At 44.3% G+C, this 23,752-nt stretch carries 22 protein-coding genes, 1 tRNA gene and 1 pseudogene; 14 read left to right on the top strand and 10 right to left on the bottom strand.

All coding sequences use genetic code 11. From position 1 onward, the window contains the following. Positions 1 to 3: 3 nt before the first annotated feature. Genes FB592_RS01970 through pgmB form a run of 4 tightly spaced genes read left to right on the top strand, consistent with a single transcriptional unit; the run spans position 4 to position 5,488 of the window. Positions 4 to 888 (top strand): DUF1189 domain-containing protein, encoded by an 885-nt coding sequence (locus FB592_RS01970; RefSeq protein ID WP_141949217.1) that lies wholly within the window; start codon positions 4 to 6, stop codon positions 886 to 888. Then, positions 866 to 3,139, top strand: coding sequence for a maltose phosphorylase (gene mdxK, locus FB592_RS01965; RefSeq protein ID WP_141949216.1), 2,274 nt, complete (start codon positions 866 to 868; stop codon positions 3,137 to 3,139). Before FB592_RS01970 ends, mdxK begins: the two co-directional genes overlap by 23 nt. Further along, on the top strand, positions 3,132 to 4,817 hold the full coding sequence (malL, locus tag FB592_RS01960) for an oligo-1,6-glucosidase (protein WP_141949215.1): 1,686 nt from the start codon (positions 3,132 to 3,134) through the stop codon (positions 4,815 to 4,817). The genes mdxK and malL overlap by 8 nt, the downstream gene beginning before the upstream one ends. Beyond that, positions 4,814 to 5,488 carry a beta-phosphoglucomutase gene (gene pgmB / locus FB592_RS01955; RefSeq protein ID WP_141949214.1) on the top strand — a complete coding sequence of 225 codons (675 nt, stop codon included), beginning with the start codon at positions 4,814 to 4,816 and terminating at the stop codon, positions 5,486 to 5,488. The genes malL and pgmB overlap by 4 nt, the downstream gene beginning before the upstream one ends. A gap of 61 nt (positions 5,489 to 5,549) precedes the next feature. Here the strand turns inward: pgmB and clpP are convergent, their stop codons facing one another. Next, complete coding sequence (clpP, locus tag FB592_RS01950) at positions 5,550 to 6,143, bottom strand: ATP-dependent Clp endopeptidase proteolytic subunit ClpP (RefSeq protein WP_003228214.1); 594 nt, start codon at positions 6,141 to 6,143, stop codon at positions 5,550 to 5,552. A gap of 270 nt (positions 6,144 to 6,413) precedes the next feature. On the opposite strand from clpP, the gene FB592_RS01945 reads away from it, so the two are divergent. Then, positions 6,414 to 6,489: transfer RNA gene (locus FB592_RS01945), tRNA-Arg, on the top strand. A 155-nt stretch (positions 6,490 to 6,644) separates the two neighbouring features. Then, positions 6,645 to 7,157: a DUF3231 family protein gene (locus tag FB592_RS01940; protein ID WP_014478056.1), complete on the top strand. Its 513-nt coding sequence runs from the start codon at positions 6,645 to 6,647 to the stop codon at positions 7,155 to 7,157. A 35-nt stretch (positions 7,158 to 7,192) separates the two neighbouring features. Here the strand turns inward: FB592_RS01940 and FB592_RS01935 are convergent, their stop codons facing one another. The 6 genes from FB592_RS01935 to sacB all read right to left on the bottom strand — a co-directional run bounded on the left by FB592_RS01935 (position 7,193) and on the right by sacB (position 13,323). Then, positions 7,193 to 7,513, bottom strand: coding sequence for a DMT family transporter (locus FB592_RS01935; RefSeq protein WP_101501486.1), 321 nt, complete (start codon positions 7,511 to 7,513; stop codon positions 7,193 to 7,195). Then, positions 7,513 to 7,848, bottom strand: coding sequence for an SMR family transporter (locus tag FB592_RS01930; protein WP_014480966.1), 336 nt, complete (start codon positions 7,846 to 7,848; stop codon positions 7,513 to 7,515). The genes FB592_RS01935 and FB592_RS01930 overlap by 1 nt, the downstream gene beginning before the upstream one ends. A gap of 81 nt (positions 7,849 to 7,929) precedes the next feature. Continuing rightward, positions 7,930 to 8,514, bottom strand: coding sequence for a TetR/AcrR family transcriptional regulator (locus FB592_RS01925; RefSeq protein ID WP_185739355.1), 585 nt, complete (start codon positions 8,512 to 8,514; stop codon positions 7,930 to 7,932). A 94-nt stretch (positions 8,515 to 8,608) separates the two neighbouring features. After that, positions 8,609 to 10,171, bottom strand: a complete 1,563-nt coding sequence (aspP, locus tag FB592_RS01920) for an aspartate/proton symporter AspP (protein ID WP_003228228.1) — start codon at positions 10,169 to 10,171, stop codon at positions 8,609 to 8,611. Positions 10,172 to 10,277: 106 nt separating this feature from the next. Then, entirely contained in the window at positions 10,278 to 11,828 is a 1,551-nt protein-coding gene (gene levB / locus FB592_RS01915; RefSeq protein WP_141949213.1) for a 2,6-beta-fructan 6-levanbiohydrolase, read from the bottom strand. A gap of 73 nt (positions 11,829 to 11,901) precedes the next feature. Beyond that, the gene (gene sacB, locus FB592_RS01910; protein WP_001022105.1) at positions 11,902 to 13,323 is read right to left on the bottom strand and encodes a levansucrase; all 1,422 of its coding nucleotides are present in this window, start codon (positions 13,321 to 13,323) and stop codon (positions 11,902 to 11,904) included. 656 nt (positions 13,324 to 13,979) lie between these two features. Between sacB and FB592_RS01905 the strand changes: the two genes are divergently transcribed. The 5 genes from FB592_RS01905 (at position 13,980) to padC (ending at position 17,828) form a co-directional block, all read left to right on the top strand. Beyond that, positions 13,980 to 14,531: a C1q-like domain-containing protein gene (locus FB592_RS01905; RefSeq protein ID WP_141949212.1), complete on the top strand. Its 552-nt coding sequence runs from the start codon at positions 13,980 to 13,982 to the stop codon at positions 14,529 to 14,531. A 148-nt stretch (positions 14,532 to 14,679) separates the two neighbouring features. Beyond that, complete coding sequence (locus FB592_RS01900) at positions 14,680 to 16,035, top strand: serine hydrolase (RefSeq protein ID WP_141949211.1); 1,356 nt, start codon at positions 14,680 to 14,682, stop codon at positions 16,033 to 16,035. Between the two features lie 15 nt (positions 16,036 to 16,050). Then, positions 16,051 to 16,734, top strand: a complete 684-nt coding sequence (gene racX / locus FB592_RS01895) for a broad specificity amino-acid racemase RacX (RefSeq protein WP_141949210.1) — start codon at positions 16,051 to 16,053, stop codon at positions 16,732 to 16,734. Between the two features lie 130 nt (positions 16,735 to 16,864). Further along, on the top strand, positions 16,865 to 17,320 hold the full coding sequence (locus FB592_RS01890; RefSeq protein ID WP_141949209.1) for a DUF3237 domain-containing protein: 456 nt from the start codon (positions 16,865 to 16,867) through the stop codon (positions 17,318 to 17,320). A gap of 22 nt (positions 17,321 to 17,342) precedes the next feature. Next, positions 17,343 to 17,828 carry a phenolic acid decarboxylase gene (gene padC, locus FB592_RS01885; protein ID WP_003228238.1) on the top strand — a complete coding sequence of 162 codons (486 nt, stop codon included), beginning with the start codon at positions 17,343 to 17,345 and terminating at the stop codon, positions 17,826 to 17,828. Between the two features lie 34 nt (positions 17,829 to 17,862). Here padC and FB592_RS01880 read toward each other — a convergent pair. The 3 genes and pseudogenes from FB592_RS01880 to slrR form a co-directional block, all read right to left on the bottom strand. Further along, positions 17,863 to 18,045 (bottom strand): annotated as a pseudogene (locus tag FB592_RS01880) (hypothetical protein); the annotation flags it as partial. A gap of 2 nt (positions 18,046 to 18,047) precedes the next feature. After that, on the bottom strand, positions 18,048 to 19,517 hold the full coding sequence (gene pnbA, locus FB592_RS01875) for a para-nitrobenzyl esterase (protein WP_141949208.1): 1,470 nt from the start codon (positions 19,515 to 19,517) through the stop codon (positions 18,048 to 18,050). 74 nt (positions 19,518 to 19,591) lie between these two features. Next, positions 19,592 to 20,050, bottom strand: coding sequence for an HTH-type transcriptional regulator SlrR (gene slrR, locus FB592_RS01870; RefSeq protein ID WP_128441873.1), 459 nt, complete (start codon positions 20,048 to 20,050; stop codon positions 19,592 to 19,594). A gap of 245 nt (positions 20,051 to 20,295) precedes the next feature. On the opposite strand from slrR, the gene FB592_RS01865 reads away from it, so the two are divergent. From FB592_RS01865 to FB592_RS01855, 3 genes are all read left to right on the top strand, one after another. Beyond that, a complete protein-coding gene (locus FB592_RS01865; protein ID WP_141949207.1) occupies positions 20,296 to 21,000 on the top strand; it encodes a YveK family protein in 705 nt (234 codons plus the stop codon). Between the two features lie 5 nt (positions 21,001 to 21,005). Then, on the top strand, positions 21,006 to 21,689 hold the full coding sequence (epsB, locus tag FB592_RS01860; RefSeq protein WP_141949206.1) for a protein tyrosine kinase EpsB: 684 nt from the start codon (positions 21,006 to 21,008) through the stop codon (positions 21,687 to 21,689). 234 nt (positions 21,690 to 21,923) lie between these two features. Continuing rightward, positions 21,924 to 23,744 carry a polysaccharide biosynthesis protein gene (locus tag FB592_RS01855; protein ID WP_185739354.1) on the top strand — a complete coding sequence of 607 codons (1,821 nt, stop codon included), beginning with the start codon at positions 21,924 to 21,926 and terminating at the stop codon, positions 23,742 to 23,744. The last annotated feature ends 8 nt before the right edge of the window (positions 23,745 to 23,752 follow it).

Below are 23,752 nucleotides of genomic sequence, written 5' to 3'. Positions count from 1 at the left end.
CCAATGAAGAATCTGGAGAATAAAAGCTTTATCATCCGCTGCCTGAAGGCGGCTGCATCCCCATCAGGTGTTTGCCGCTATGGGAATACCTTCAGCTGGCTGCAGCTCTCTTTTCTCTTTCTGTTTTTAACGGCCTGCTTAATGACGCCGTTAGCGGTTTCGTTTGTGAAAATGGATCGCTTCAGCGTTGCATCTTTCATGCCGTCAGCGATTCAAGGAGTTAATGATCAATTTGCTGATCAATTGCAGGGTTTTCAAATCAGGAACGGAAAACTAACAGGCGGGAAGAGCTCTGAGAGGATTGAAGATGGGCAGAATGTGATGGCAGTCGATATGAAGCATGAATATGAGACAAGCGGTGAAAATGGGCGATTGAAAGTAACTGGATTTGAAAACGCCATCATATTTCAACCTGATCAACTGGTGATCACCGATCAAAACGAAACGGGGTTTTCTGTTGGCTATGCGAAAATGGACGTTAAGCTCGAGAAACCAAACGTCCATGATGTAGAGGTCTTGATCGATACATTGTGGTTGGCACAGTATAAGCCGATGATCATGATGCTGGCATATACGGTGGTTTCTATGATCCAGCTTTTGTTAACGTTTGTTCTTGCCGGAGGCCTCTGGATCACAAAAATATCAAACATGGTCTCTATTGCATCATTCAAGGAAGCGGCCTCTATAGCGATTTGCGCATCAGCACTGCCGGCATTTGCGGCAGCTGCTATCGGCATGGTTCATTTTGATTTGATTACTGTATTGATGATCCATTCGTGTGGCGTTACTTTGATGATCTCTTTTGCATTTAGATATTTGACCAAAATCCGCCGTGATAATGGAAACTTACATTCGGGAGGAAATGATGATAAATCAGCGGTTATTTGAGATTGATGAATGGAAAATCAAAACAAATACATTTAATAAGGAGCATACACGGCTGCTGGAAAGCCTGACGTCTCTTGCCAATGGCTATATGGGGGTCAGAGGGAATTTTGAAGAAGGCTATTCAGGCGACAGTCACCAAGGCACATATATTGCAGGCGTGTGGTTCCCCGACAAAACGCGAGTCGGCTGGTGGAAAAACGGGTATCCGGAATATTTCGGAAAAGTGATCAATGCAATGAACTTTATGGGCATAGGCTTATATGTTGACGGTGAAAAAATCGATCTCCATCAAAACCCAATCAAATCATTTGAGGTAGAACTCAATATGAAAGAGGGGATTCTGCGGCGAAGCGCTGTTGTCCGCATTCAAGATAAATCCGTCAGAATCAGGTCAGAGCGGTTTCTTAGCCTTGCTGTAAAAGAACTCTGTGCGATTCATTATGAAGCGGAGTGCTTGACGGGAGATGCTGTCATTACGCTTGTTCCTTACCTGGATGGAAATGTGGCAAATGAAGATTCTAACTACGAAGAACAGTTTTGGCAGGAGGAAGCGAAAGGTGCTGATTCTCACAGCGGCCATTTAGCGGCAAAAACAATCGAAAATCCATTTGGAACACCGCGCTTCACGGTTTTAGCCGCAATGGCAAACGAGACGGAGGGTTTTGTCCATGAAAGCTTTAAAACGACTGAAATGTATGTCGAGAATCGCTACAGTTATCAAACGAAGGCATCATTGAAAAAGTTTGTGATTGTCACGACTTCACGTGATTTTCGTGAGGAAGAGCTTTTATCGAAAGCCAAGGAGCTTTTGGCGGATGTGGTAGAGAACGGCTATGAAGATGCAAAACGGAGGCACACTGATCGATGGAAGGAAAGATGGGCAAAAGCGGACATTGAGATTAAAGGAGATGAGGAGCTTCAACAAGGAATCCGCTACAATATCTTTCAGTTATTCTCGACATATTACGGGGGCGATGCCCGTTTGAATATCGGGCCGAAAGGATTTACTGGCGAGAAATATGGAGGTGCCGCATATTGGGATACTGAGGCGTACGCCGTTCCGATGTATTTGGCGACAGCCGAGCCGGAGGTGACGAAAAACCTGCTTTTGTATCGCTATCATCAGTTGGAGGCTGCCGAACGAAACGCGGCAAAATTGGGGATGAAGGGGGCACTTTATCCGATGGTGACGTTCACCGGTGATGAATGCCACAACGAATGGGAAATCACCTTTGAAGAAATTCACCGCAATGGCGCGATCTGTTATGCGATCTACAATTATATCAATTATACAGGCGACCGTAACTATATGGAAGAATACGGGATAGACGTACTTGTGGCAGTCAGCAGATTTTGGGCCGACCGTGTTCACTTCTCGAAACGAAAAAATAAGTATATGATCCATGGCGTCACAGGGCCGAATGAATACGAAAACAACGTTAACAACAATTGGTATACGAATGTCATTGCGGCTTGGACGTTGGAGTATACTCTACAAAGTCTCGAAAGTATCTCAGCGGAGAAACGCCGCCTTCTGGATGTACAGGAAGAAGAATTGAAAGTCTGGAGAGAAATCATCCAGCACATGTACTATCCGTATAGTGAAGAACTGCAAATTTTCGTTCAGCATGACACGTTCTTGGATAAAGACCTGCAAGCAGTTGACGAATTAGATCCAGCGGAACGGCCTCTTTACCAGAATTGGTCATGGGACAAGATTCTCCGCTCCAATTTTATTAAGCAGGCAGATGTTCTCCAAGGCATTTATCTTTTTAATGACCGTTTTACAATGGAAGAAAAACGGCGAAATTTTGAATTTTATGAGCCGATGACTGTTCATGAATCAAGCCTATCGCCCTCTGTCCATGCGATTCTCGCAGCCGAACTCAAGCTGGAAAAGAAAGCGCTCGAATTATATAAGCGCACAGCAAGGCTTGATCTTGATAATTACAATCATGATACGGAAGAAGGCTTGCATATTACTTCAATGACGGGTAGCTGGCTGGCAATCGTTCATGGCTTTGCAGGCATGCGCACCGCGAATGAGACGCTGTCATTTGCTCCGTTTTTGCCGAAAGAATGGGACGAATATTCATTCAACATCAATTATCGAAATCGATTAATCAATGTGACGGTTGACGAAAAGCGCGTTATTTTTGAGCTTGTAAAAGGCGAGCCGCTGCACATGAACGTTTATGAGGAACCAGTTGTCCTACAGGGACGATGTGAAAGGAGAACGCCTAATGAGTGAATGGTGGAAAGAAGCTGTCGTTTATCAAATTTACCCGCGCAGTTTTTATGATGCCAATGGAGATGGATTCGGGGATTTGCAAGGTGTGATTCAAAAGCTGGATTACATCAAAAATCTCGGAGCGGATGTCATCTGGCTCTCCCCGGTATTTGATTCCCCGCAGGATGACAACGGATATGATATCAGCGATTACAAAAACATGTATGAAAAGTTTGGGACAAATGAAGATATGTTTCAGCTGATTGATGAAGTCCATAAACGCGGAATGAAAATCGTCATGGATTTGGTCGTGAACCACACATCAGATGAGCATGCTTGGTTTGCTGAAAGCCGCAAGTCGAAGGACAATCCTTACCGGGATTATTATTTTTGGAAAGATCCTAAACCGGACGGCTCAGAGCCGAATAATTGGGGATCGATCTTTTCAGGCTCAGCGTGGACATACGATGAAGGAACAGGGCAGTATTATTTGCACTACTTTTCGAAAAAACAGCCTGATTTAAATTGGGAAAACGAAGCCGTTCGCCGGGAAGTTTATGATGTAATGAGATTCTGGATGGATAGAGGCGTTGACGGCTGGCGGATGGATGTGATCGGCTCTATTTCTAAATACACCGATTTTCCGGACTACGAAACGAATCACAGCCGCAGCTATATTGTCGGCTGTTATCACTCTAACGGCCCACGTCTTCATGAGTTTATTCAAGAGATGAACAGGGAAGTGCTTTCTCATTACGACTGCATGACAGTCGGAGAGGCAAACGGCTCTGATATTGAAGAGGCGAAAAAGTACACAGATGCAAGCAGGCAAGAGCTGAATATGATCTTTACATTTGAACATATGGATATTGATACAGAACAAAACTCGCCAAATGGGAAATGGCAGATCAAGCCGTTTGATTTGATTGCTTTAAAAAAGACGATGACAAGGTGGCAGACCGGGTTAATGAATGTCGGCTGGAATACCCTTTATTTTGAGAACCATGACCAGCCGAGGGTTATTTCCCGCTGGGGCAATGACAGGAAACTGCGTAAGGAATGTGCGAAGGCATTTGCAACGGTTTTGCACGGCATGAAAGGAACGCCGTTTATTTACCAGGGAGAAGAAATCGGCATGGTCAACAGCGATATGCCGCTGGAGATGTATGATGATCTTGAAATAAAGAATGCATATCGTGAACTAGTCGTCGAAAACAAAACGATGTCAGAAAAAGAGTTTGTCAAAGCCGTGATGATAAAAGGAAGGGATCATGCGAGAACACCTATGCAGTGGGATGCCGGAAAACATGCGGGATTCACAACCGGAGACCCGTGGATACCGGTAAATTCCCGCTATCAAGATATCAATGTGAAAGAGTCCTTGAAAGATCAAGATTCGATTTTCTTTTACTATCAGAAGCTCATTCAATTACGAAAGCAATATAAGATTATGATATATGGCGATTATCAGCTTTTGCAGGAGAATGATCCGCAGGTCTTTTCTTACCTTCGAGAATATCAAGGGGAAAAGCTTCTTGTCGTTGTGAATTTATCGGAAGAAAAGGCTCTGTTCGAAGCGCCTCCAGAACTGATTCATGAGCGTTGGAAAGTGCTGATTTCAAACTATCCGCAGGAGCGGGCTGACTTAAAGAGTATTAGCCTCAAACCTTATGAAGCTGTGATGGGCATTAGTATATGAAAGCGGTCATTTTTGATTTAGACGGAGTGATAACAGATACTGCTGAATATCATTTTCTCGCTTGGAAGCACATCGCAGAACAAATCAATATCCCCTTTGACAGAGACATGAATGAAAGGCTAAAAGGAATCAGCAGAGAAGAGTCACTTGAAAGCATATTGATCTCTGGCGGTGCGGAAACTAGGTATACAAATGCGGAGAAACAAGAGCTTATGCATCGGAAAAATAGCGATTATCAAACGCTGATCAGCAAATTGACGCCTGAAGATCTTTTACCGGGGATTGGCAGTCTCCTATGTCAATTGAAAAACAAAAATATAAAAATCGGGTTAGCATCTTCAAGCCGCAATGCCCCCGAGATTTTAAGACGATTGGCAATTCTTGATGATTTTCATGCCATTGTTGATCCGACGGCTCTTGCGAAGGGGAAGCCTGATCCTGACATCTTTTTAACAGCTGCAGCGATGCTCGATGTTTCCCCTGCTGATTGCGCGGCAATAGAAGACGCAGAAGCAGGCATTTCCGCAATCAAATCTGCAGGGATGTTTGCGGTTGGTGTCGGTCAAGGACAGCCGATGCTTGGTGCTGATCTAGTTGTGAGGCAGACGAGTGATCTAACACTTGAGCTGTTACACGAGGAATGGGAGCAGTATAGAATAAAAAGTGTTTAAGGGAGTCAATTCCTTGAAATGAAAAAACCTGCAAGAGACGCAGCTCTTGCAGGTTGTATTATTACTTTTTATCTTCTGTGTGAGTCAAAATTTTGTCAATCAGGCCGTATTCAAGCGCTTCTTCAGCAGACTTGAAGTTATCACGGTCTGTGTCGCGTTCGATCACTTCAAGCGGCTGGCCAGTACGTTCAGCAAGGACTTTGTTTAATTTGTCGCGAAGCAAGAGAATGCGTTTCGCGGCAATTTCAATTTCTGTCGCCTGACCTTGCGCACCGCCAAGAGGCTGGTGAATCATGACTTCACTGTTTGGAAGCGCATAGCGTTTGCCTTTTTCGCCGGCTGCAAGCAGGAACGCGCCCATTGACGCAGCCATACCGATACAAATTGTAGATACCTTCGGCTTAATAAACTGCATGGTATCATAGATCGCCATACCGGCTGTAATAGAGCCGCCCGGGCTGTTGATGTAAAGAGAAATTTCTTTTTCAGGGTCTTCTGCTGCTAAGAATAAAAGCTGTGACACGATGGAGTTCGCAACGTTGTCATCAATCGCAGATCCAAGCATGATGATACGATCCTTTAATAGACGAGAATAAATGTCATACGCTCTTTCCCCGCGGTTCGTTTGTTCAATGACTGTAGGTATTAAATTCATAATGCTCCTCCTTCACCTTTTAGGTAAGTATGTAGTTACATGATACATTTTTGGTCAATAAAGGTCAAACAAAAAGCTGGCCTGATATGCAAAGTCGTCTCTTTTTCCCATTTTCCCCAAAAATACAGGGGTTCAAACCATCGTATGTCAGATTGCCAATTAAGATGCTTTGTCTATTTAAAAAACGGCCTCTCGAAAATAGAGGGTTGTTATTTGAATGGAATTATCGTATAATTAGTTGTGCTGACGTTCTCATAACGCAGTCATTCTGCGCTCGTAGCTCAGTTGGATAGAGCGGTGGTTTCCGGTACCACGTCTGTCGGGGGTTCGAATCCCTCCGAGCGCGTCCAATAGAACAACAGGAAAGACAAGGGTTTGGCGATTTGCCGCTCTTGTCTTTTTTGTTTTGTTTCATAAATCTCTCACGCTGAAACATAAATTTTCCTTCTCTCGGGCACGTTATGGAATGTATGCGATATTGAATTTGCGAGGAGGATGAACATGGGTATTTTAAGCGGAAATCCGCAGGATGAACCGATGCATTATGGTGAGGTATTCGGCTTATGGAGTTATGTGATGGCGGGCAATAAAATGGTCGGCAATTACCAAATGCTATTGAATCATGTCGGTGATGACGACCTGAAGAAGCTGCTTCGTGAGTCCATTGAGAAGTGCCAAGATGAAATCAAACAGGTCAGCACGATCCTGAAAGAAAACGGGGTGGCGCTGCCGCCGGCTTCTCCTGAACCGCCGACAGCAGATCTTAACGACATTCCGCCTGGCGCACGGTTTCTCGATCCGGATGTGGCGGCCTCCGCGGCAGCACAAAATGCTGCAGGTCTTGTGACATGCAGCAAAATGATGGGGCAATCGATTCGTGAGGATATTGCCATGATGTTTGGGCAATTTCATATGTCGAAAGCGGCAACTGGCGCAAAATACTTAAGGCTGCTAAAAAACAAAGGCTGGCTCATCCCGCCGCCGCTTCATCTTCAAAAACATCACGAAGCTTAATGGCAAAGGCATATACAGCTGTATATGCCTTGATTTTATGAAGATGACGTAAGACGCAGGCCGATGACGCCAGCTAGGATAAGGCAAAGTGAAATCACCTGTGAAAGCTGAAACCGCTCCTTAAACCAAATGAACCCGACCGCCGAAACACCAATGCTTCCAATGCCAGTCCAGACGGCATATGCGACTCCGGCAGGCAGGACGATCATCGCTTGGGAAAGGCAGTAAAAGGATAAGCCGAATCCAACAGTCATCACAATGATCGGCCATTTTTTTCTTGTTCCGTCTATATATTTCATGGCAATGGCAGCTATAATTTCTTCTATGCCGGCAATCACTAATAAAAACCATGCCATTATTGTTCACCTCCCGGCTGAGATTTGCTTTCTTTCGTAAATAATTTCATTCCTAAAATGCCAGCCAGCAATAAAGCTAAAAAGAACATTTGGGCTGCTGAGAAGGATTCGCCCAGAACAATTCCAGTCAGATATGTTCCGACGGTTCCGATTCCCACAAACACAGTGTACGCGGCGGCCATCGGGATTTTTTGATAAGAGCGGATCAACAGGATAAAGCTGACCGCGATTAAGATAAAAATGATGATCCAATCCAAAAGCGAATCGGCATGTTTGAGGGAAGAGGCCCAAACAACTTCTAAAAGCCCTGCAATAAAAACAAGAACCCAATTCAAATGAAACACCTCTCTATTTTATGAATGAACGTCAGTCATTTTTAGGGCATTAAAAAATGAGCGGTGTTACCCAGTCATTTTTTAAGCTGTGCCTAAACTCCGTTTTAAGAAAGAAAAAATTTCCTTTTTATACACTTCAACATTCTCATCTTGTTCAAATCCGATATAGAATCGTTCCGCAGTGTTCTCGACCAAGTTGATAATTGTTCTGGCCGTCCATTTTGAATTGATTTCTTCCGTTACCTCAAGGTTTGCAATGGCCTTGTTGATGATTTTTTCAAGCCAGGAATAATAAGGCTGATAGATCGTCTCCCATTTTTCCATGGAGTGGTCGATCGCAAGCCCGGAATAACAGAGGACAATAATATCCTTATGGCGTTCTGTAATGAGAAATGTCTCATCAATTAATATATCTAAAACGGTCCAAAAATCCTCGTCCCCATTCAGCCTACCTTTGATTTGATCAAGTGTATGGGTGAGGAGATTTTCTGCAATGGCCGGTATGAGGGCATTTTTAGATGAAAAATACAAATAGAATGTTCCTTGGGCAGTGCCGGCCTTTTTGACAATATCAGAAATAGAAGCTTTGTCGAGGCCTTTTTCAGAAATGACTTCTATGGCAGCCTGCAGAATTTTTTCATATTTGCCCGATGATTGTTTTGGCATGAGGAACACCTCCGATAATGACTGACTCTCATTCATTTTATCGCGTGTATGTATGTTTGTAAAGAATAAAGAAGCAAGAAAACCTCTTGCTTCTTTATTTATCGTAATCAATGGCGGCTTTTGGGAGCCCGGTATACTTTGCCCAGTAATAAATCGCAAGTGAGCCGATCGCGACTAAAATGAGGTCGACGGGATTGCTGATAATCCCTAAACCATGTCCGAAAGAACCGATGTAGGAAAAGATCAGCATCATAATATAAAACCCGATAAGCCACCAGGCTGATTTCAGCTGCTGAGCGAGGCTGACATCTTCTTTAGGCGTATATTTGCTGAAACAGAGATAGATCAAAAACATCACGAGTTGTGAACCGAGCAGCCAGGAGACTGTTTTCCATCCTGACCAGTACACGATAAACGCTGTAAATATAAAGGAAAGCGGCCCGATAATGCTCATTCCCTTTAAATAAAACGGCCTGTTTAAGTCCTTCGCGTTGACCCTCAGCGCAGCTGAAGAAATGGGTGCAATCGCATATGAAAGAATGAGCGCGACTGAACAGACATTGACGAGCGCGTTCCACGAAGGAAAGGGAAGTGTCCAGAAAATGGACAGGGCAAACGAAAGCCAAAGCGAAGCGCGGGGTGTCCCCGTATCTTTATTGACCTTTGAGAATATGCCAAATAATGTGCCGTTACGCGCCCAGGCGTAAACAAGGCGGGATGTCGTATTCATAAAGATATTCCCGTTTCCACCGGGAGACAGAATGGCGTCTAAAATGACAAGCGTTGCAAGCCAGCCTAACCCGAGCATGACCGCAATATCCTTAAACGGCAATGAGAACTCCCGGCCAATTGCCGGCCAGCCATGTTTCAGTGTTTCTGTCGGGATTGCACCAATAAAGGTGACCTGCAAAACAGTATAAATGATGGTTGAAACGATGATGCAAATGATTAAAGCGATCGGGATATTGCGTTTTGGATTTTGGACTTCACCTGCTACAGATACAATCGGATGCAGGCCGAGATACGCAAACATGACGCCGCCTGTCGAGATGGCAGCCTGAATACCTGTAAATCCAAACGGTGCAAATCCTTGAACGGATAAATTCTCCGGCTGAAAATGAAAGATCAGCACAATAATGATGGTAATCGGCACAATATATTTAAAAATCGATATGATGAAATTCGCCTTAGCGAAGGTTTTGACGCTCCAATAATTCAGCAGGAAAAACAAGCATAATAGGGCAAACTGCAAGATCCAGCCGGAAATGGTCGGTGAATCAGACCCTTTAATGGTCAGGCCGGGAAACCAATAGGCCACATACTGGCGCACAGCTGTCACTTCAATTGAAATCAAGCTTGTATAAGCGACAATCGTGACAAACGAAATTAAGTAGCCGACAAGGTGGCCATGTGAATAAACGGGGTATCGAATGATGCCTCCGGTACGGGGCAGAGCGGCTCCGAGCTCTGCATATACGAGCCCGATTAACAAAATAATGGCTCCTCCGAGGATCCAGGAAAAAGCGCCGGAGGGCCCTGCTTTTGAAGCGACATTACTGACAGCGAACAGCCACGCTGATCCAAAGATGGCTCCCATCCCAATCAAAATCAGATCAAACAGCGACATTGATTTTTGAAAATTTCCTTGTTTAGACATTCGCTTCCTCCTTTGAAACCAGCCTTATATTCCTTACAATGCCCAATATGTAACAGAGAATACCGCTCCTAATAAAAAAACAGGGCAGCCTGCGCTGCCCCTGTTTTTATTCATGAACCGAATCAAAGTGTTTCACTGTTATATTCTTGAAGGAGCCTGTGCCGCCGTCAGAATAAAGGGTAATTCCTTTATCTTCAGGCTTTGGGAAGACTTCATTTGAAAAAACGGTTTTTCCGTCGCCAACAAATACTTCTATCGTTGTTTTATCGACAAGTATTTTCAAATGCACCTTACGTTTGCTTACATCATAAGGAGCTTTGCTTTCGACATAGGTATTGCTTTTGTCAGGCTGATTTGTGGCTGCTCTATTGACATAAGCATAGCCGCCTTCAGCGAAAATACCGACATCAATATGGCGTTTTTGGTCTTCTGATTCTCTGAGCCTGACGCCTGCATTCTTTAGCTCTGACCAAGAAAGATCCGTATCAAGCTGGTACGTATCACCTGTTATCGACAATGTTTTTGATCCGTTCACATCCTGATCCTCTATTTCTTCAGTTGAAACAGTCAGCTGCTCCAAAGCTTCAATCGGCTGTGAGACGAGGCTGTATGTTCCATCCTGCTCCTTCAGCCGGAGTTCGCGTATGACAGAATCTGTGCCGTTAAAGCCGTTCTTCATTGTCGGGGTGTTGTTGGCATAATCCCAATTGTTCATCCAGGCAAGCGCATACCGCTTTTCTAATGGATCTGTGCTTTTGCTGTCTTCGAACGTCACACCGCCATACCAGTCGAAGCCATAGTCAAGCCATTGGGCTTCAGTCTGATCCGCTTTGAATTCTTTTCCGTCGAAGCTTCCGGTCCAGTAGGCGTACGTATTTGGTTTGCCCCACGGTTTGCCATTCGCGCTGGCACCGAGAACCCACTTATTCGTTCCGTCGCTTGCCCGCATCATGTAGAGGTCGGGACATTCCACCATTCCCGCCTGTTCTGGGAAGAATCCGCTTGTGTAATGCCAGTCCTTAAGATTATCGGATTCATAAAAGCCGATTTTTGATCCTTCAGCCATGACCATGACCCATTTGTTATCCTGGTCATCCCATATGACTTTCGGATCTCTGAAATCGTCTGTGCCCGGGTTAGGCATAACGGGATTGCCACTGTAGAATTTGAATGATTTTCCTTTGTCTGTGCTGTACCACAAATATTGCTCCTGTTTTTTGTCTTTGGCTGAGGGCTGTGTCACAATCGCGACAAGCGCATTTTTCCCGAAGCCGGCTGTGTTCTCTTTATCAACCACGACGGAACCGGTCCAAATGTCACCGTCCGGGTTTGTATATTTCGGAATCGCCACGCCTTCATCGGTCCAGTGCACCAAATCCTCTGAGACGGCATGGCGCCATTCTGTGCCGTTGCCTTTTGGGTAATCCCGGTTATATAGATAGAAATAATGATACTTGCCATCAAAATAGATCGGTTTTTGAGGGTCATTTTTCCATTTATCCGGCGTCGTAAAATGATATGCCGCCCGGTAGTCCGGCTTCTGTTTTGATTTTGTTTTTTGGTCATGTTCTTCTTTTGGAAATAAGTCGATAAACAGCAATATTCCTAAAAAGGTTAGGAATACGGTTAGCCATTTGCCTGCTTTTATATAGTTCATATGGGATTCACCTTTATGTTGATAAGAAATAAAAGAAAATGCCAATAGGATATCGGCATTTTCTTTTGCGTTTTTATTTGTTAACTGTTAATTGTCCTTGTTCAAGGATGCTGTCTTTGACAACAGATGTTTTCTTGCCTTTGATGTTCAGCAGGAAGCTTGGCGCAAACGTTGATTGTTTGTCTGCGTAGAATCCTCTGTTTGTCATATAGCTTGTAATCACGACATTGTTTCCTTTCGCTTGAGGTACAGCGAAGTGTGAGTAAGTAAAGGTTACATCGTTAGGATCAAGATCCATTTTTAACACAAGGCCAGTTTTGTTCAGCGGCTTGTATGGGCCAGTTAAAGAATTAGAAACATAACCAAGCATGTAAATATCGTTAGACGTAATGCCGTCAATCGTCATTTTTGATCCGCGGGAGTCAGTGAACAGGTACCATTTGCCGTTCATTTTAAAGACGTTCGCGCGTTCAATTTCATCTGTTACTGTGTTAGATGCAATCAGCGGTTTCATCACTTTTTTCAGTGTGTAGTCATCGTTTAGCTCAATCATGCCGAGGGCGCCGTTTGCTAACTCAGCCGTGCGTTTTTTATCGCTTTGCAGAAGTTTTTGACTTTCTTGACGGAAGAACGATGTGCTTTTGCCATAGTATGCTTTGTTAAATAAAGATTCTTCGCCTTGGTAGCCATCTTCAGTTCCAGTGTTTGCTTCAAATACTAAGTATTTGTGGCCTTTATCTTCTACGTAGTGAGGATCTCTCAGCGTATGGTTGTCGCCTGAGCTGTAGTTGCCTTCATCGATGAACTGCTGTACATTTTGATACGTTTTGCCGTCACCGTCAAAGATTGATTTATAATCCTCTACACCGTTGATGTTCAAAGAGCTGTCTGATGCTGATACGTTAACCTGTGCAGTTGTCAGTGTTTGTTTGCCGTAATGTTTACCGGAGAAATCAGTGTAGAATAAACGGATTTTTCCGTCAGATGTAAATGTGGCTGAACCTGACCATTCTTGCGTTTGGTCTTTTAGGATAGAATCATTTGCATCGAATTTGTCGCTGTCTTTAAAGACGCGGCCAGCATTTTTCCAGCTGTCAATAGAAGTTTCGCCGACTTTTTGATAGAACATGTAAATCGATGTGTCATCCGCATTTTTAGGATCACCGGCTAATGCAAAGACGATGTGGTAGCCGTGATAGTTTGCGACTGTGCCGTCAGCGTTTTGTAATGGCCAGCTGTCCCAAACGTCCAGGCCTTTTGCAGAAGAGATATTTTTAATTGTGGACGAATCGAATTCAGGCACTTGATATTTTTCATTTTTTTGCTGTTCAGGGATTTGCAGCATATCATGGCGTGTAATATGGGAAATGCCGTATGTTTCCTTATATGGCTTTTGGTTCGTTTCTTTCGCAAACGCTTGAGTTGCGCCTCCTGCCAGCAGTGCGGTAGTAAAGGTTAATACTGTTGCTTGTTTTGCAAACTTTTTGATGTTCATCGTTCATGTCTCCTTTTTTATGTACTGTGTTAGCGGTCTGCTTCTTCCAGCCCTCCTATTTGAAGATGGCAAGTTAGTTACGCACAATAAAAAAAGACCTAAAATATGTAAGGGGTGACGCCAAAGTATACACTTTGCCCTTTACACATTTTAGGTCTTGCCTGCTTTATCAGTAACAAACCCGCTCGATTTACTTTTCGACCTCATTCTATTAGACTCTCGTTTGGATTGCAACTGGTCTATTTTCCTCTTTTGTTTGATAGAAAATCATAAAAGGATTTGCGGATTGAGGGCCTAAAGAACTAAAAAAACTATCTGTTTCTTTTCATTCTCTGTATTTTTTATAGCTTCTGTTGCATGGGCATAAAGTTGCCTTTTTCATCATAATTCAGAAAATATGACAATATCTCATTTTCCTATTGATCGATTAAAAAGGATCTCTAACTGTGGTCTTTCATATAAGATTAGCTGATGCCTTGGTGAAGCATGCCTCTTGGATTAAAAAGCAGTAATTCGTTTTGGGAACAGCTGCTGTTATTTCTATTTTTGAGTACAGTCCGGGCAGATACCGTTTCAATGTCTGTAACGATCAATATAATAATGTATTAACTAGCAAATAAAGATAGAAGCTTAAGGCTTATAAGGAGGAAAAAGTTATGCCGCCACGGCCAACTAAATGGATTAAGAGAAACGATCGACCAGAACCCCTTTTATCACCAAGTGTCACAAATGGAAATACCCCATCAGCTCAACAAAACCAGTCCTTCGCACCAATGACGAACCAGCCTATTTCTGCTTTCAGAGCCACCAGCAATATGAATCTGTCAGTTGCTGCAAATGCAGCCAGCGGAGTTCTTTTTCAAAATGTCCAATTTGATTTGGCGAATGAATATAACCCCGGCACATCTACATTTTCCCCGAGAACAGCAGGCGTGTATTCTCTTAATGCATCAGTTGAATTTCAAGCGAATGCGAATGTTGGCTTCAACTTAGAAGTCGTATTTCTCGTGAATCAAGATGTGGTAGGCGGCGGAAATAACCAATTTCAAGCAGGGAATCTCCCCGCTGTCGTAGCCATTACGGAAATTCTTCAGTTAAACGCCGGAGATACGGTGACAGTTGCAATGAGGAGTACTGCCGCCGGAGTCACTCAAGCGACTACGAGAACCCATTTTGCAGCCGCTAGAGTTCCTTCTCCGACTTCATAAAAGGGGATTTTTTGATTCATGCAGATCTAATACCGCTATATTAAAGTTGATTTTTCCTGTTTGAGGATTGATCAGCTTTTTTTATTGTTTTCAAAATATTTGAAACGTTAGTAGCCTAGTAACGTACAGAGATATGGGAGGTGGAGGAATGAAGCAGAATAAAAGAAAGCATCTTCAGACGTTATTTGAGACATTAGGCGAAAAACATCAGTTTAACGGGACGGTTCTGGCTGCGGAGGGTGGCGATATTTTATATCACCACTCTTTTGGCTATGCGGAAATGACGGAAAAACGCCCGTTGAAAATCAACTCTTTGTTTGAGTTAGCGTCTTTGTCAAAGCCTTTTACAGCATTGGGAATCATCTTGCTGGAGGAGAAGGGGATTCTTGGCTATGAAGATAAAGTGGATCGCTGGCTGCCCGGTTTTCCGTATCAGGGCGTAACGATTCGGCATTTATTGAACCATACGTCAGGGCTTCCTGATTATATGGGATGGTTTTTTGCCAATTGGGATCCACACAAGATTGCGGTGAATCAGGATATTGTCGATATGCTGATGAATGAGGGGCTGCCCGGTTATTTTGAGCCGAATGAAGGCTGGCTGTACAGCAATACAGGGTATGTTCTGCTGGCGGTTATCATTGAAAAAGCATCTGGCATGAGCTATGCGGATTTTATGAAAACAAGTATTTTTTCACCGATCGGCATGAATGAAACAAGAGTGTATAACAGGAGGCTTTCGCCTGAGCGAATTGATCATTATGCATATGGATATGTGTATGATGTACATTCCGAAACATACGTCCTCCCTGATGAGCTGGAGGAAACGAACTATGTTGTGTATCTCGATGGCATACAGGGAGATGGGACGGTGAACTCTGTCACAAGCGATTTGTTTCGATTTGATCAGGCTTTATATCAGGACGATTTCATCAGCAAGGCTTCTAAGGAATCTGCGTTTTCTCCAGTGCGCCTCAACAATGGAGAAACAATTGATTATGGCTTTGGCTGGGTACTGCAAAACAGTCCTGAAAAAGGGCGGGTTGTCAGCCACAGCGGAGGATGGCCCGGCTATTCGACGATGATGATCCGATATATCGATCATCGTAAAACGCTGATCTATTTGAGTAATAAGGAAGAGGATACTGAATATGAACAAGCGATTCTGAAGGCGGCGGAACATATTCTATTTGGCCAGCCATATGAGGTCCCGGAACGTCCTGCTGATAAAAAGAAAAAAGCAATTGATACGGCAATATACAGCCGCTATGTTGGCAGCTACCTGTTGCAGGATGGGACGGCTGCACGGGTGACAGCCGAGAATGAACGGCTTTATTTGGAGATCACTGGACAGCTGAGACTGGAGTTGTTTCCTTCTTCGGAAACCCGTTTTTTTCTGCGGTCATTGCCTGTTGAAATTGAATTCATGTTAGGTGAGGATGCAGCGAAAAGCTTTATCCTCTATGAGGATGGCACAGAAGAAGAAGCGGTCCGTACGAAGTAGAAAGGAATGAATTTGATGATCGGAATATTAGCCGGAATGGGGCCGAAATCGACCTCGCCGTTTATTGATAAGGTGATTGATTACTGTCAGAAGCTGTATGGGGCTTCAAACGATATTGACTACCCGCACATGATGATCTATTCATGCCCGACGCCCTTCTATGCAGATCGTCCAATTGACCATGACGAGATGAAAAAAGCGATTATCGACGGAGCGGTAAAGCTCGAGAAAACAGGCGTGGATTTCATTGCGCTGCCTTGTAATACGGCGCATGTCTACTATGAAGAGATTCAGCAGGCACTGTCGGTTCCTATGTTGCATATTGTTGAGGAAACGATAAAAGAGATTCCGCATCCTGCAAAAAAAGCGGTGGTTTTAGGAACAGAGCCAACCATCCAATCCGCCATCTACCAAAAAGTTCTGGAGGAAAATGGACAAGAAGTTGTTCACAAGGACCATTGGCAGCAGGCTGTGAACCAGCTTATCGCCGCAATCAAACAGCCAAATCATATGCAGCATACACAAGTATTGTGGCAGACGCTATATGAAGAAATCAGTCAGCATGCAGACATCATCATTTCAGCCTGCACGGATTTAAATGCGGTGTTAGATCATATTCAAAGTGAGATTCCGATTATAGATTCCTCTGCCTGTCTTGCCAAAAGCACTGTCAGCACATATCTTGCTTATCAAAGCTAGCTTCAGACAAGGACTGTCTTCAAACAGTCCTTGTTTTTTTATGTTCCTATTGTTTGACAGTTAACTGCAATGGTGTTAAAGTAAACATGTAAATAGTTACATGATTTTTTCTGAAGGTGAGGTGGTGCTCATGAAGAAGCCGGTTTTAAAACCATTCGCCTCTTTAGAAATCAAGGTTGATCCGCCTATCACGATTGGCGAGACAGGCCTGGGACTGAGACGATTCATTCCGATTCGTTCGGGAACAATAACCGGGGAAGTAAAGGGACGTATTTTGCCGGGCGGTGCCGATTCACAAATGATTCGCGCTGACGGCAGAACTGATTTATCTGCCAGGTATGTGATTGAAACAGCAGATCATGAACTGATTTACATTGAAAACAATGGAATACGGCAAGTCAGCGAGCCGTTTCGAAAACAAGCGGCAGCCGGGGAAATTATTGATCCGGAGCATGTTTATTTTCGTACGGTACCGACGTTTGAAACAGGCAGTGAAGTCTATCAATGGCTCCATGACCGCTTGTTTATCGGTTCCGCAGAAAGAACCCCTGATTACGTTCTACTAGACATTTATGAAGTACAGTAAAAGACTAAGGAGAGTGTGTAAGATGGAAAACTTTATCGGAAGCCACATGATTTATACGTATGAAAACGGATGGGAATACGAGATTTATATTAAAAACGACCATACAATTGATTATAGAATTCATAGCGGAATGGTTGCCGGACGCTGGGTTCGGGATCAGGAAGTGAATATTGTCAAACTGACAGAAGGCGTATATAAAGTGTCTTGGACAGAGCCGACTGGCACGGATGTTTCATTAAACTTTATGCCAAATGAAAAACGCATGCACGGCATTATTTTCTTCCCGAAATGGGTGCATGAACATCCTGAAATTACGGTTTGCTACCAAAATGACCACATTGATTTGATGGAAGAATCCCGCGAAAAATATGAAACGTATCCAAAATACGTTGTACCTGAATTTGCGGAAATTACATTTCTAAAAAATGAAGGAGTCGACAACGAAGAAGTGATTTCGAAGGCTCCTTATGAGGGAATGACAGACGATATTCGCGCGGGAAGATTATAATAAACATAAAAACCCGGAAAAGAGAATTACTTCTCTTTTCCGGGTTTTTTTTTGCTGAGTATGTGGGAACCATCATAATTCCCGCGAAAAACAGTATGATGCCAGTCCAGCGCATAGGCTGGTAATAGGCTTTGTCCCGCAAACATACCACGGCCGATAAAATAATGATACAAGCTGCCACAACAATGGCAGCGCCAATGTATCCTGTTTTCCTCATGTTTATTCTCCTTTTGGAGGGAATAGTTTCTGCCTTTTTTCAGAATCCGGATCGTTTTCGATCACAATCTCCGAATCTAAAATCAGCGTCTCTCTTGTTTCTTCATGATACGCCGGCCAATTCACAGCTTCGGTGCTTGGGTTTCCTGTTTTGGCGAATGTGATCCATGCTGATTGTATCATGTGAGAAAGCTGTTTCACTTCATCGGTAACCTCCGCGTTTGCCATTCGTTCCAACCCGTCCAGATTTCCAAAGACAAAAGGAAGCTCTAATGCGTGAAACGCTTTATTGTACGGCGGCTTCTCCGGGTGCCAATCGAACCGGTACATCCAGACAGGGGCGTAATGAGACTGTGCGGATGCATAGGCGACGGCAGGGCGCCAAAATAATAAATCAGTCATCATATGAATTTGGCTTTCCAAAGAACGCGGATACAAATCGGCTGCTTTCTCTGCCAGCGGCTTCCCTAGTAAATACTCGAGCGCTGCATCAAGCGTTTCCTGAGAATGAACGTCTGAATCCGGGGTGAAAAATAAATATCCTTCATCACGGGTTGTTCCGATTAATAGCGGAATGCCGGAAGCAGCCCCTTCTGCGATCGCTTTTTCTGGTTCAGCAGGGAGCGTTTTCGGATCAAGGGCGGGCTGGAAGAACAGCTGAAAGATATTTTCTTTTTCTGCAATCCGAAGCTGATCGGCGGCTTTAAGCAAATCTTCCGCAGAAACCGTATGCAATTTATCCAGTTGGCCCTCGTTAATCCCAAGGACCTGTAAAAAGGCTGCCGAGGTGCTCGCCGCTTGTTCTTTCGTCATCGTTCGGGAAGCGCCGCTTTCCATGATTGCTTTCTGGAACAGGCCTTTTGCCGCAGGCATAGCAAGCAGCGCGGCAATGCTCATGCCGCCGGCGGATTCTCCAAATACTGTTACGTTATCGGGATCACCGCCAAACGCTGAGATATTCTCTCGCACCCATTTCAGCGCGGCGGCTTGGTCTAAAAGCCCAAGGTTATCGGAATACGCCTCATCAAATGAAGACAAGTGCAAAAAGCCAAACGGCCCCAGCCGATAGTTCAGTGTAACGACAATGACCTCTCCCTGCGCCGCAAGTTTTGATCCATCATACAATGGCTCACTGCCTGCTCCAAGATAAAAAGCGCCTCCGTGAATCCACACCATGACAGGCAGGTTTTGACTTGGAGTGTCAGGCGCAAATACATTGAGATACAAGCAATCCTCGGACTGGCGCGGCAGTTCAGCATACGATAGTGACAGCAAATCAGACGGCTGCGGGCAAACAGGGCCGTACGCTGTGGCATCAAGTACATCTTCCCACACTTCAGGCGGCTCAGGTGCTTTAAAACGCCATTGTCCGACAGGCGGCTTGGCATAGGGGATTCCTTTCCACTTATGTACGCCGTTTTCCGTTGTGCCTTTTACTTTGCCGTATTGAGTCGTTACTATTTGATGAGTCATTGTGTTCTCTCCCTTTTTCCCCCATTATAAACAGATTTACCCTGCAGATGCGAACGTTAGCCCTTAACCGATCATCATCTTCCCATTGTTTTTAAAAAGGATTTGACTTCATGGACAGTCAAGCCGATTTCTCTTGCTTCCGCCATCAGCGCTTTCCATTCTTCTATATTGGATTCCGTCAGTTTGCGGTTGCGGTAAGAGGCAGTTTCAGGCTGTTCTTTCTTGAGCCTGTTCGTAAAAGTGAACAATTCTTCCTTTTCCATCCCCGCTTGTACGGCTTGCACTAAATGTACGCGCCATTCTTCTTCATCGCCGCTGATTTTTTCATACATCATTGTTTCTGCGTCAAATAATTCTGTTAATTCAACTTCCAGAGTGGCAGAAACTTTTTTTAAAAATTGAACGGACGGATTCTTGTGAACGCCTCTTTCAATCTTGCTTAAATAGGATTTGGATACGCCTGACTCAACAGCCAGCTGATTAATAGAATAGCCTTTTCTTTTACGGTACAAACGGATAATTCTTCCAATCATAATATGTAATTCTCCTCTATTCCTGTCGTTATTTTGTTCATTATAAGGAATTTTTCGTTCTTTATAAAATTTAAAATAATAAGGGAAGTGCAGTAAATAAGAGGAAAATCATGATTTTGTTCTCTAAAGAGAACTTATTGGCTTATTTTGCAATTTTTAAATAATACTATTTTCTTTTATAATCCAATCATTAACAGAAAGGGGCGCGGGAAGCCAGCCGCGGGAAGGCTGAAGGCTATGAATACATGAATGAGAATATGAGTTTTAAAGAATTATATGCGATTGTCAGACACAGATTCGTGCTGATTCTGCTCATCACAATCGGCGTTACCCTGATTACGGGTTTTGTGCAATTAAAGGTTATTTCACCGACCTATCAGGCGTCGACACAGGTGCTGATTCATGAATCAGACGGTGAAGAAAACTCGAATCTCAGTGACATCCAGCGAAATCTTCAGTACAGCAGCACGTTCCAATCGATTATGAAAAGCACTGCCTTGATGGAAGAAGTTAAGGCGGAATTGCACCTATCTGAATCGGCTTCCTCGCTGAAAGGAAAAGTAATCACCAGCAGTGAAAATGAATCAGAAATTATCAACGTTGCCGTCCAGGATCACGATCCGGCGAAAGCGGCTGAGATTGCGAACACGTTAGTGAATAAGTTTGAAAAAGAAGTAGATGAAAGAATGAATGTACAAGGCGTACATATATTATCAGAGGCGAAGGCTTCTGAAAGCCCGATGATCAAGCCGGCCAGGCTGCGAAATATGGTCATGGCTTTTGGCGCTGCTGTCATGGGCGGCATTACACTGGCATTTTTTCTGCATTTTCTCGATGATACATGCAAAAGCGCACGGCAGCTCAGCGAGAGAACCGGATTGCCATGCTTAGGCTCCGTTCCTGATGTCCACAAAGGGCGGAATCGCGGGATAAAACATTTCGGGGAGTGAAGCGAGTGATCTTTAGAAAAAAGAAAGCAAGGCGAGGTTTGGCTCAAATATCTGTTTTACACAATAAATCAGTTGTTGCGGAACAATATCGCACCATTCGGACAAACATTGAGTTCTCATCTGTCCAGACCAACTTGCGATCTATCCTCGTCACCTCCTCTGTGCCTGGTGAAGGTAAATCGTTCAGTGCAGCGAATCTTGCGGCTGTCTTTGCGCAGCAGCAGGAAAAGAAAGTACTGCTGGTGGATGCCGATTTAAGAAAGCCAACCATCAATCAGACGTTTCAGGTTGATAATGTAATCGGGCTGACAAATGTGCTGGTCGGCAATGCTTCACTCAGTGAGACGGTGCAAAAGACGCCGATTGATAACTTATATGTACTGACAAGCGGGCCGACCCCGCCAAACCCGGCAGAACTGCTGTCTTCAAAAGCAATGGGAGATTTAATATCTGAGATCTATGAACAATTCAGCCTCGTCATCTTTGATTCCCCTCCGCTTTTGGCTGTTGCAGATGCTCAGATTCTTGCAAATCAAACAGACGGCAGCGTGCTCGTCGTTTTAAGCGGAAAAACAAAAACAGAAACCGTTCTGAAAGCAAAAGATGCACTGGAACAATCCAATGCGAAGCTGTTAGGCGCTCTTTTAAACAAAAAGAAAATGAAAAAATCGGAACACTATTCCTACTAGTTTTTGTAAAGGTGATGTCTCCTGACCTGTATCAATGGAGGCACTCGGCTCTGCTGTGGGCAGCTGAAGTTGCTGCCTTAGATGCTGGTCGTCGCTGGCGGGGCGTGAGGATGGGTTAAATGCCCACTTATCTCATATATACATAGGACGTATTGTCGGTTTAGCTGCTGTCGATTTTTTGGAGAGACGAAAACCGCCGCAGCTAAACCGATAAAAGAATTAGGGGGGAAAAGGTTGAGTTACCGGAGAAGACTGTCAATGATTATTGCGCTGGATACTTACCTCGTTTTAAATTCAGTTATTGCAGGATATCAATTTTTAAAAGATTCCTATCAATTTTATGACTCCGGAGCATTACTGCTTACCGCTGTCAGCTTGCTCCTCAGCTATCATGTGTGTGCTTTCCTGTTCAATCAGTATAAACAGGTGTGGACATACACCGGACTCGGCGAGCTGATTGTCCTGCTTAAGGGCATTACGCTTTCCGCCGCTGTGACCGGCGTCATTCAGTATGCTGTGTATCACACGATGTTCTTCCGTCTGTTAACCGCGTGCTGGGTGCTTCAGCTTTTGTCTATTGGAGGGACCCGTATTTTATCCAGAGTATTAAACGAAAGCATCAGGAAAAAACGCTGCGCCTCGTCCCGCGCGCTGATTATCGGGGCAGGCTCAGGCGGGACTCTGATGGTCAGGCAGCTGCTTTCGAAAGATGAACCTGATATCATACCTGTCGCTTTTATTGATGACGACCAAACGAAGCATAAATTAGAAATTATGGGGCTGCCCGTAATCGGCGGAAAAGAAAGTATCATGCCTGCGGTGCAAAAGCTCAAAATTAATTATATTATTATTGCCATTCCTTCACTCCGCACCCATGAGCTTCAGGTGTTATATAAAGAATGTGTGCGAACCGGGGTAAGCATCAAAATTATGCCTCATTTTGATGAAATGCTGCTTGGCACACGAACTGCCGGACAAATCAGAGATGTAAAAGCTGAGGACTTGCTCGGCAGAAAGCCGGTAACCCTCGACACTAGCGAAATTTCGAACCGCATCAAAGGAAAAACAGTTCTCGTCACGGGAGCGGGCGGATCAATCGGCTCGGAAATCTGCCGGCAGATCAGCGCGTTTTTGCCTAAGGAAATCATTCTGCTCGGCCATGGGGAAAACAGCATTCATTCGATTTATACAGAGCTGAACGGACGATTCGGCAAACACATTGTGTTCCATACGGAAATCGCTGATGTGCAGGACCGCGATAAAATGTTTACCTTGATGAAAAAATACGAGCCGCATGTTGTCTATCATGCAGCTGCCCATAAGCATGTGCCTTTAATGGAACACAATCCTGAAGAGGCGGTCAAAAACAATATTATCGGAACAAAAAATGTCGCGGAAGCAGCCGATATGTCGGGAACAGAGACATTCGTGCTGATTTCATCGGACAAAGCGGTGAACCCAGCCAATGTAATGGGGGCGACAAAACGATTCGCAGAGATGATTATTATGAATCTTGGGAAAGTCAGCAGAACCAAATTTGTCGCTGTTCGCTTCGGCAATGTACTCGGGAGCCGCGGCAGCGTCATTCCGATTTTCAAAAAACAGATTGAAAAAGGCGGCCCGGTAACAGTAACACATCCGGCAATGACCCGCTATTTCATGACGATTCCCGAGGCATCAAGGCTTGTGATTCAGGCTGGGGCACTGGCGAAAGGGCGTCAAATTTTCGTTCTCGATATGGGAGAGCCCGTAAAGATTGTGGATCTTGCCAAAAACCTCATTCATTTGTCCGGCTACACGACTGAGCAGATTCCGATCGAATTCACAGGCATTCGTCCGGGCGAAAAAATGTATGAAGAATTACTGAACAAAAATGAAGTCCATGCTGAACAAATATTTCCAAAAATTCACATCGGTAAAGCGGTGGACGGCGATTGGCCGGTGCTGATGCGCTTTATCGAGGATTTCACTGAGCTGCCGGAAGCCGACCTGAGAGCGAGGCTGTTTGCGGCAATCAATACATCAGAAGAAATGACGGCTGCCAGCGTTCATTAGGGGGAGTG

The organism is Bacillus sp. SJZ110 (assembly GCF_006715455.1).
GTDB lineage: Bacteria > Bacillota > Bacilli > Bacillales > Bacillaceae > Bacillus > Bacillus subtilis.
This window is presented reverse-complemented; position numbering and strand designations above follow the sequence as displayed.

Excerpts from the sequence above, each read along its gene's own strand:
- FB592_RS01970 (WP_141949217.1), top strand. The coding sequence starts at position 4 with ATGAAGAATCTGGAGAATAAAAGCTTTATCATCCGCTGCCTGAAGGCG.
- mdxK (WP_141949216.1), top strand. The coding sequence starts at position 866 with ATGATAAATCAGCGGTTATTTGAGATTGATGAATGGAAAATCAAAACA.
- malL (WP_141949215.1), top strand. The coding sequence starts at position 3,132 with ATGAGTGAATGGTGGAAAGAAGCTGTCGTTTATCAAATTTACCCGCGC.
- pgmB (WP_141949214.1), top strand. The coding sequence starts at position 4,814 with ATGAAAGCGGTCATTTTTGATTTAGACGGAGTGATAACAGATACTGCT.
- clpP (WP_003228214.1), bottom strand. The coding sequence starts at position 6,143 with ATGAATTTAATACCTACAGTCATTGAACAAACGAACCGCGGGGAAAGA.
- FB592_RS01940 (WP_014478056.1), top strand. The coding sequence starts at position 6,645 with ATGGGTATTTTAAGCGGAAATCCGCAGGATGAACCGATGCATTATGGT.
- FB592_RS01935 (WP_101501486.1), bottom strand. The coding sequence starts at position 7,513 with ATGGCATGGTTTTTATTAGTGATTGCCGGCATAGAAGAAATTATAGCT.
- FB592_RS01925 (WP_185739355.1), bottom strand. The coding sequence starts at position 8,514 with ATGCCAAAACAATCATCGGGCAAATATGAAAAAATTCTGCAGGCTGCC.
- aspP (WP_003228228.1), bottom strand. The coding sequence starts at position 10,171 with ATGTCTAAACAAGGAAATTTTCAAAAATCAATGTCGCTGTTTGATCTG.
- levB (WP_141949213.1), bottom strand. The coding sequence starts at position 11,828 with ATGAACTATATAAAAGCAGGCAAATGGCTAACCGTATTCCTAACCTTT.
- sacB (WP_001022105.1), bottom strand. The coding sequence starts at position 13,323 with ATGAACATCAAAAAGTTTGCAAAACAAGCAACAGTATTAACCTTTACT.
- FB592_RS01905 (WP_141949212.1), top strand. The coding sequence starts at position 13,980 with ATGCCGCCACGGCCAACTAAATGGATTAAGAGAAACGATCGACCAGAA.
- FB592_RS01900 (WP_141949211.1), top strand. The coding sequence starts at position 14,680 with ATGAAGCAGAATAAAAGAAAGCATCTTCAGACGTTATTTGAGACATTA.
- racX (WP_141949210.1), top strand. The coding sequence starts at position 16,051 with ATGATCGGAATATTAGCCGGAATGGGGCCGAAATCGACCTCGCCGTTT.
- FB592_RS01890 (WP_141949209.1), top strand. The coding sequence starts at position 16,865 with ATGAAGAAGCCGGTTTTAAAACCATTCGCCTCTTTAGAAATCAAGGTT.
- padC (WP_003228238.1), top strand. The coding sequence starts at position 17,343 with ATGGAAAACTTTATCGGAAGCCACATGATTTATACGTATGAAAACGGA.
- pnbA (WP_141949208.1), bottom strand. The coding sequence starts at position 19,517 with ATGACTCATCAAATAGTAACGACTCAATACGGCAAAGTAAAAGGCACA.
- slrR (WP_128441873.1), bottom strand. The coding sequence starts at position 20,050 with ATGATTGGAAGAATTATCCGTTTGTACCGTAAAAGAAAAGGCTATTCT.
- FB592_RS01865 (WP_141949207.1), top strand. The coding sequence starts at position 20,296 with ATGAATGAGAATATGAGTTTTAAAGAATTATATGCGATTGTCAGACAC.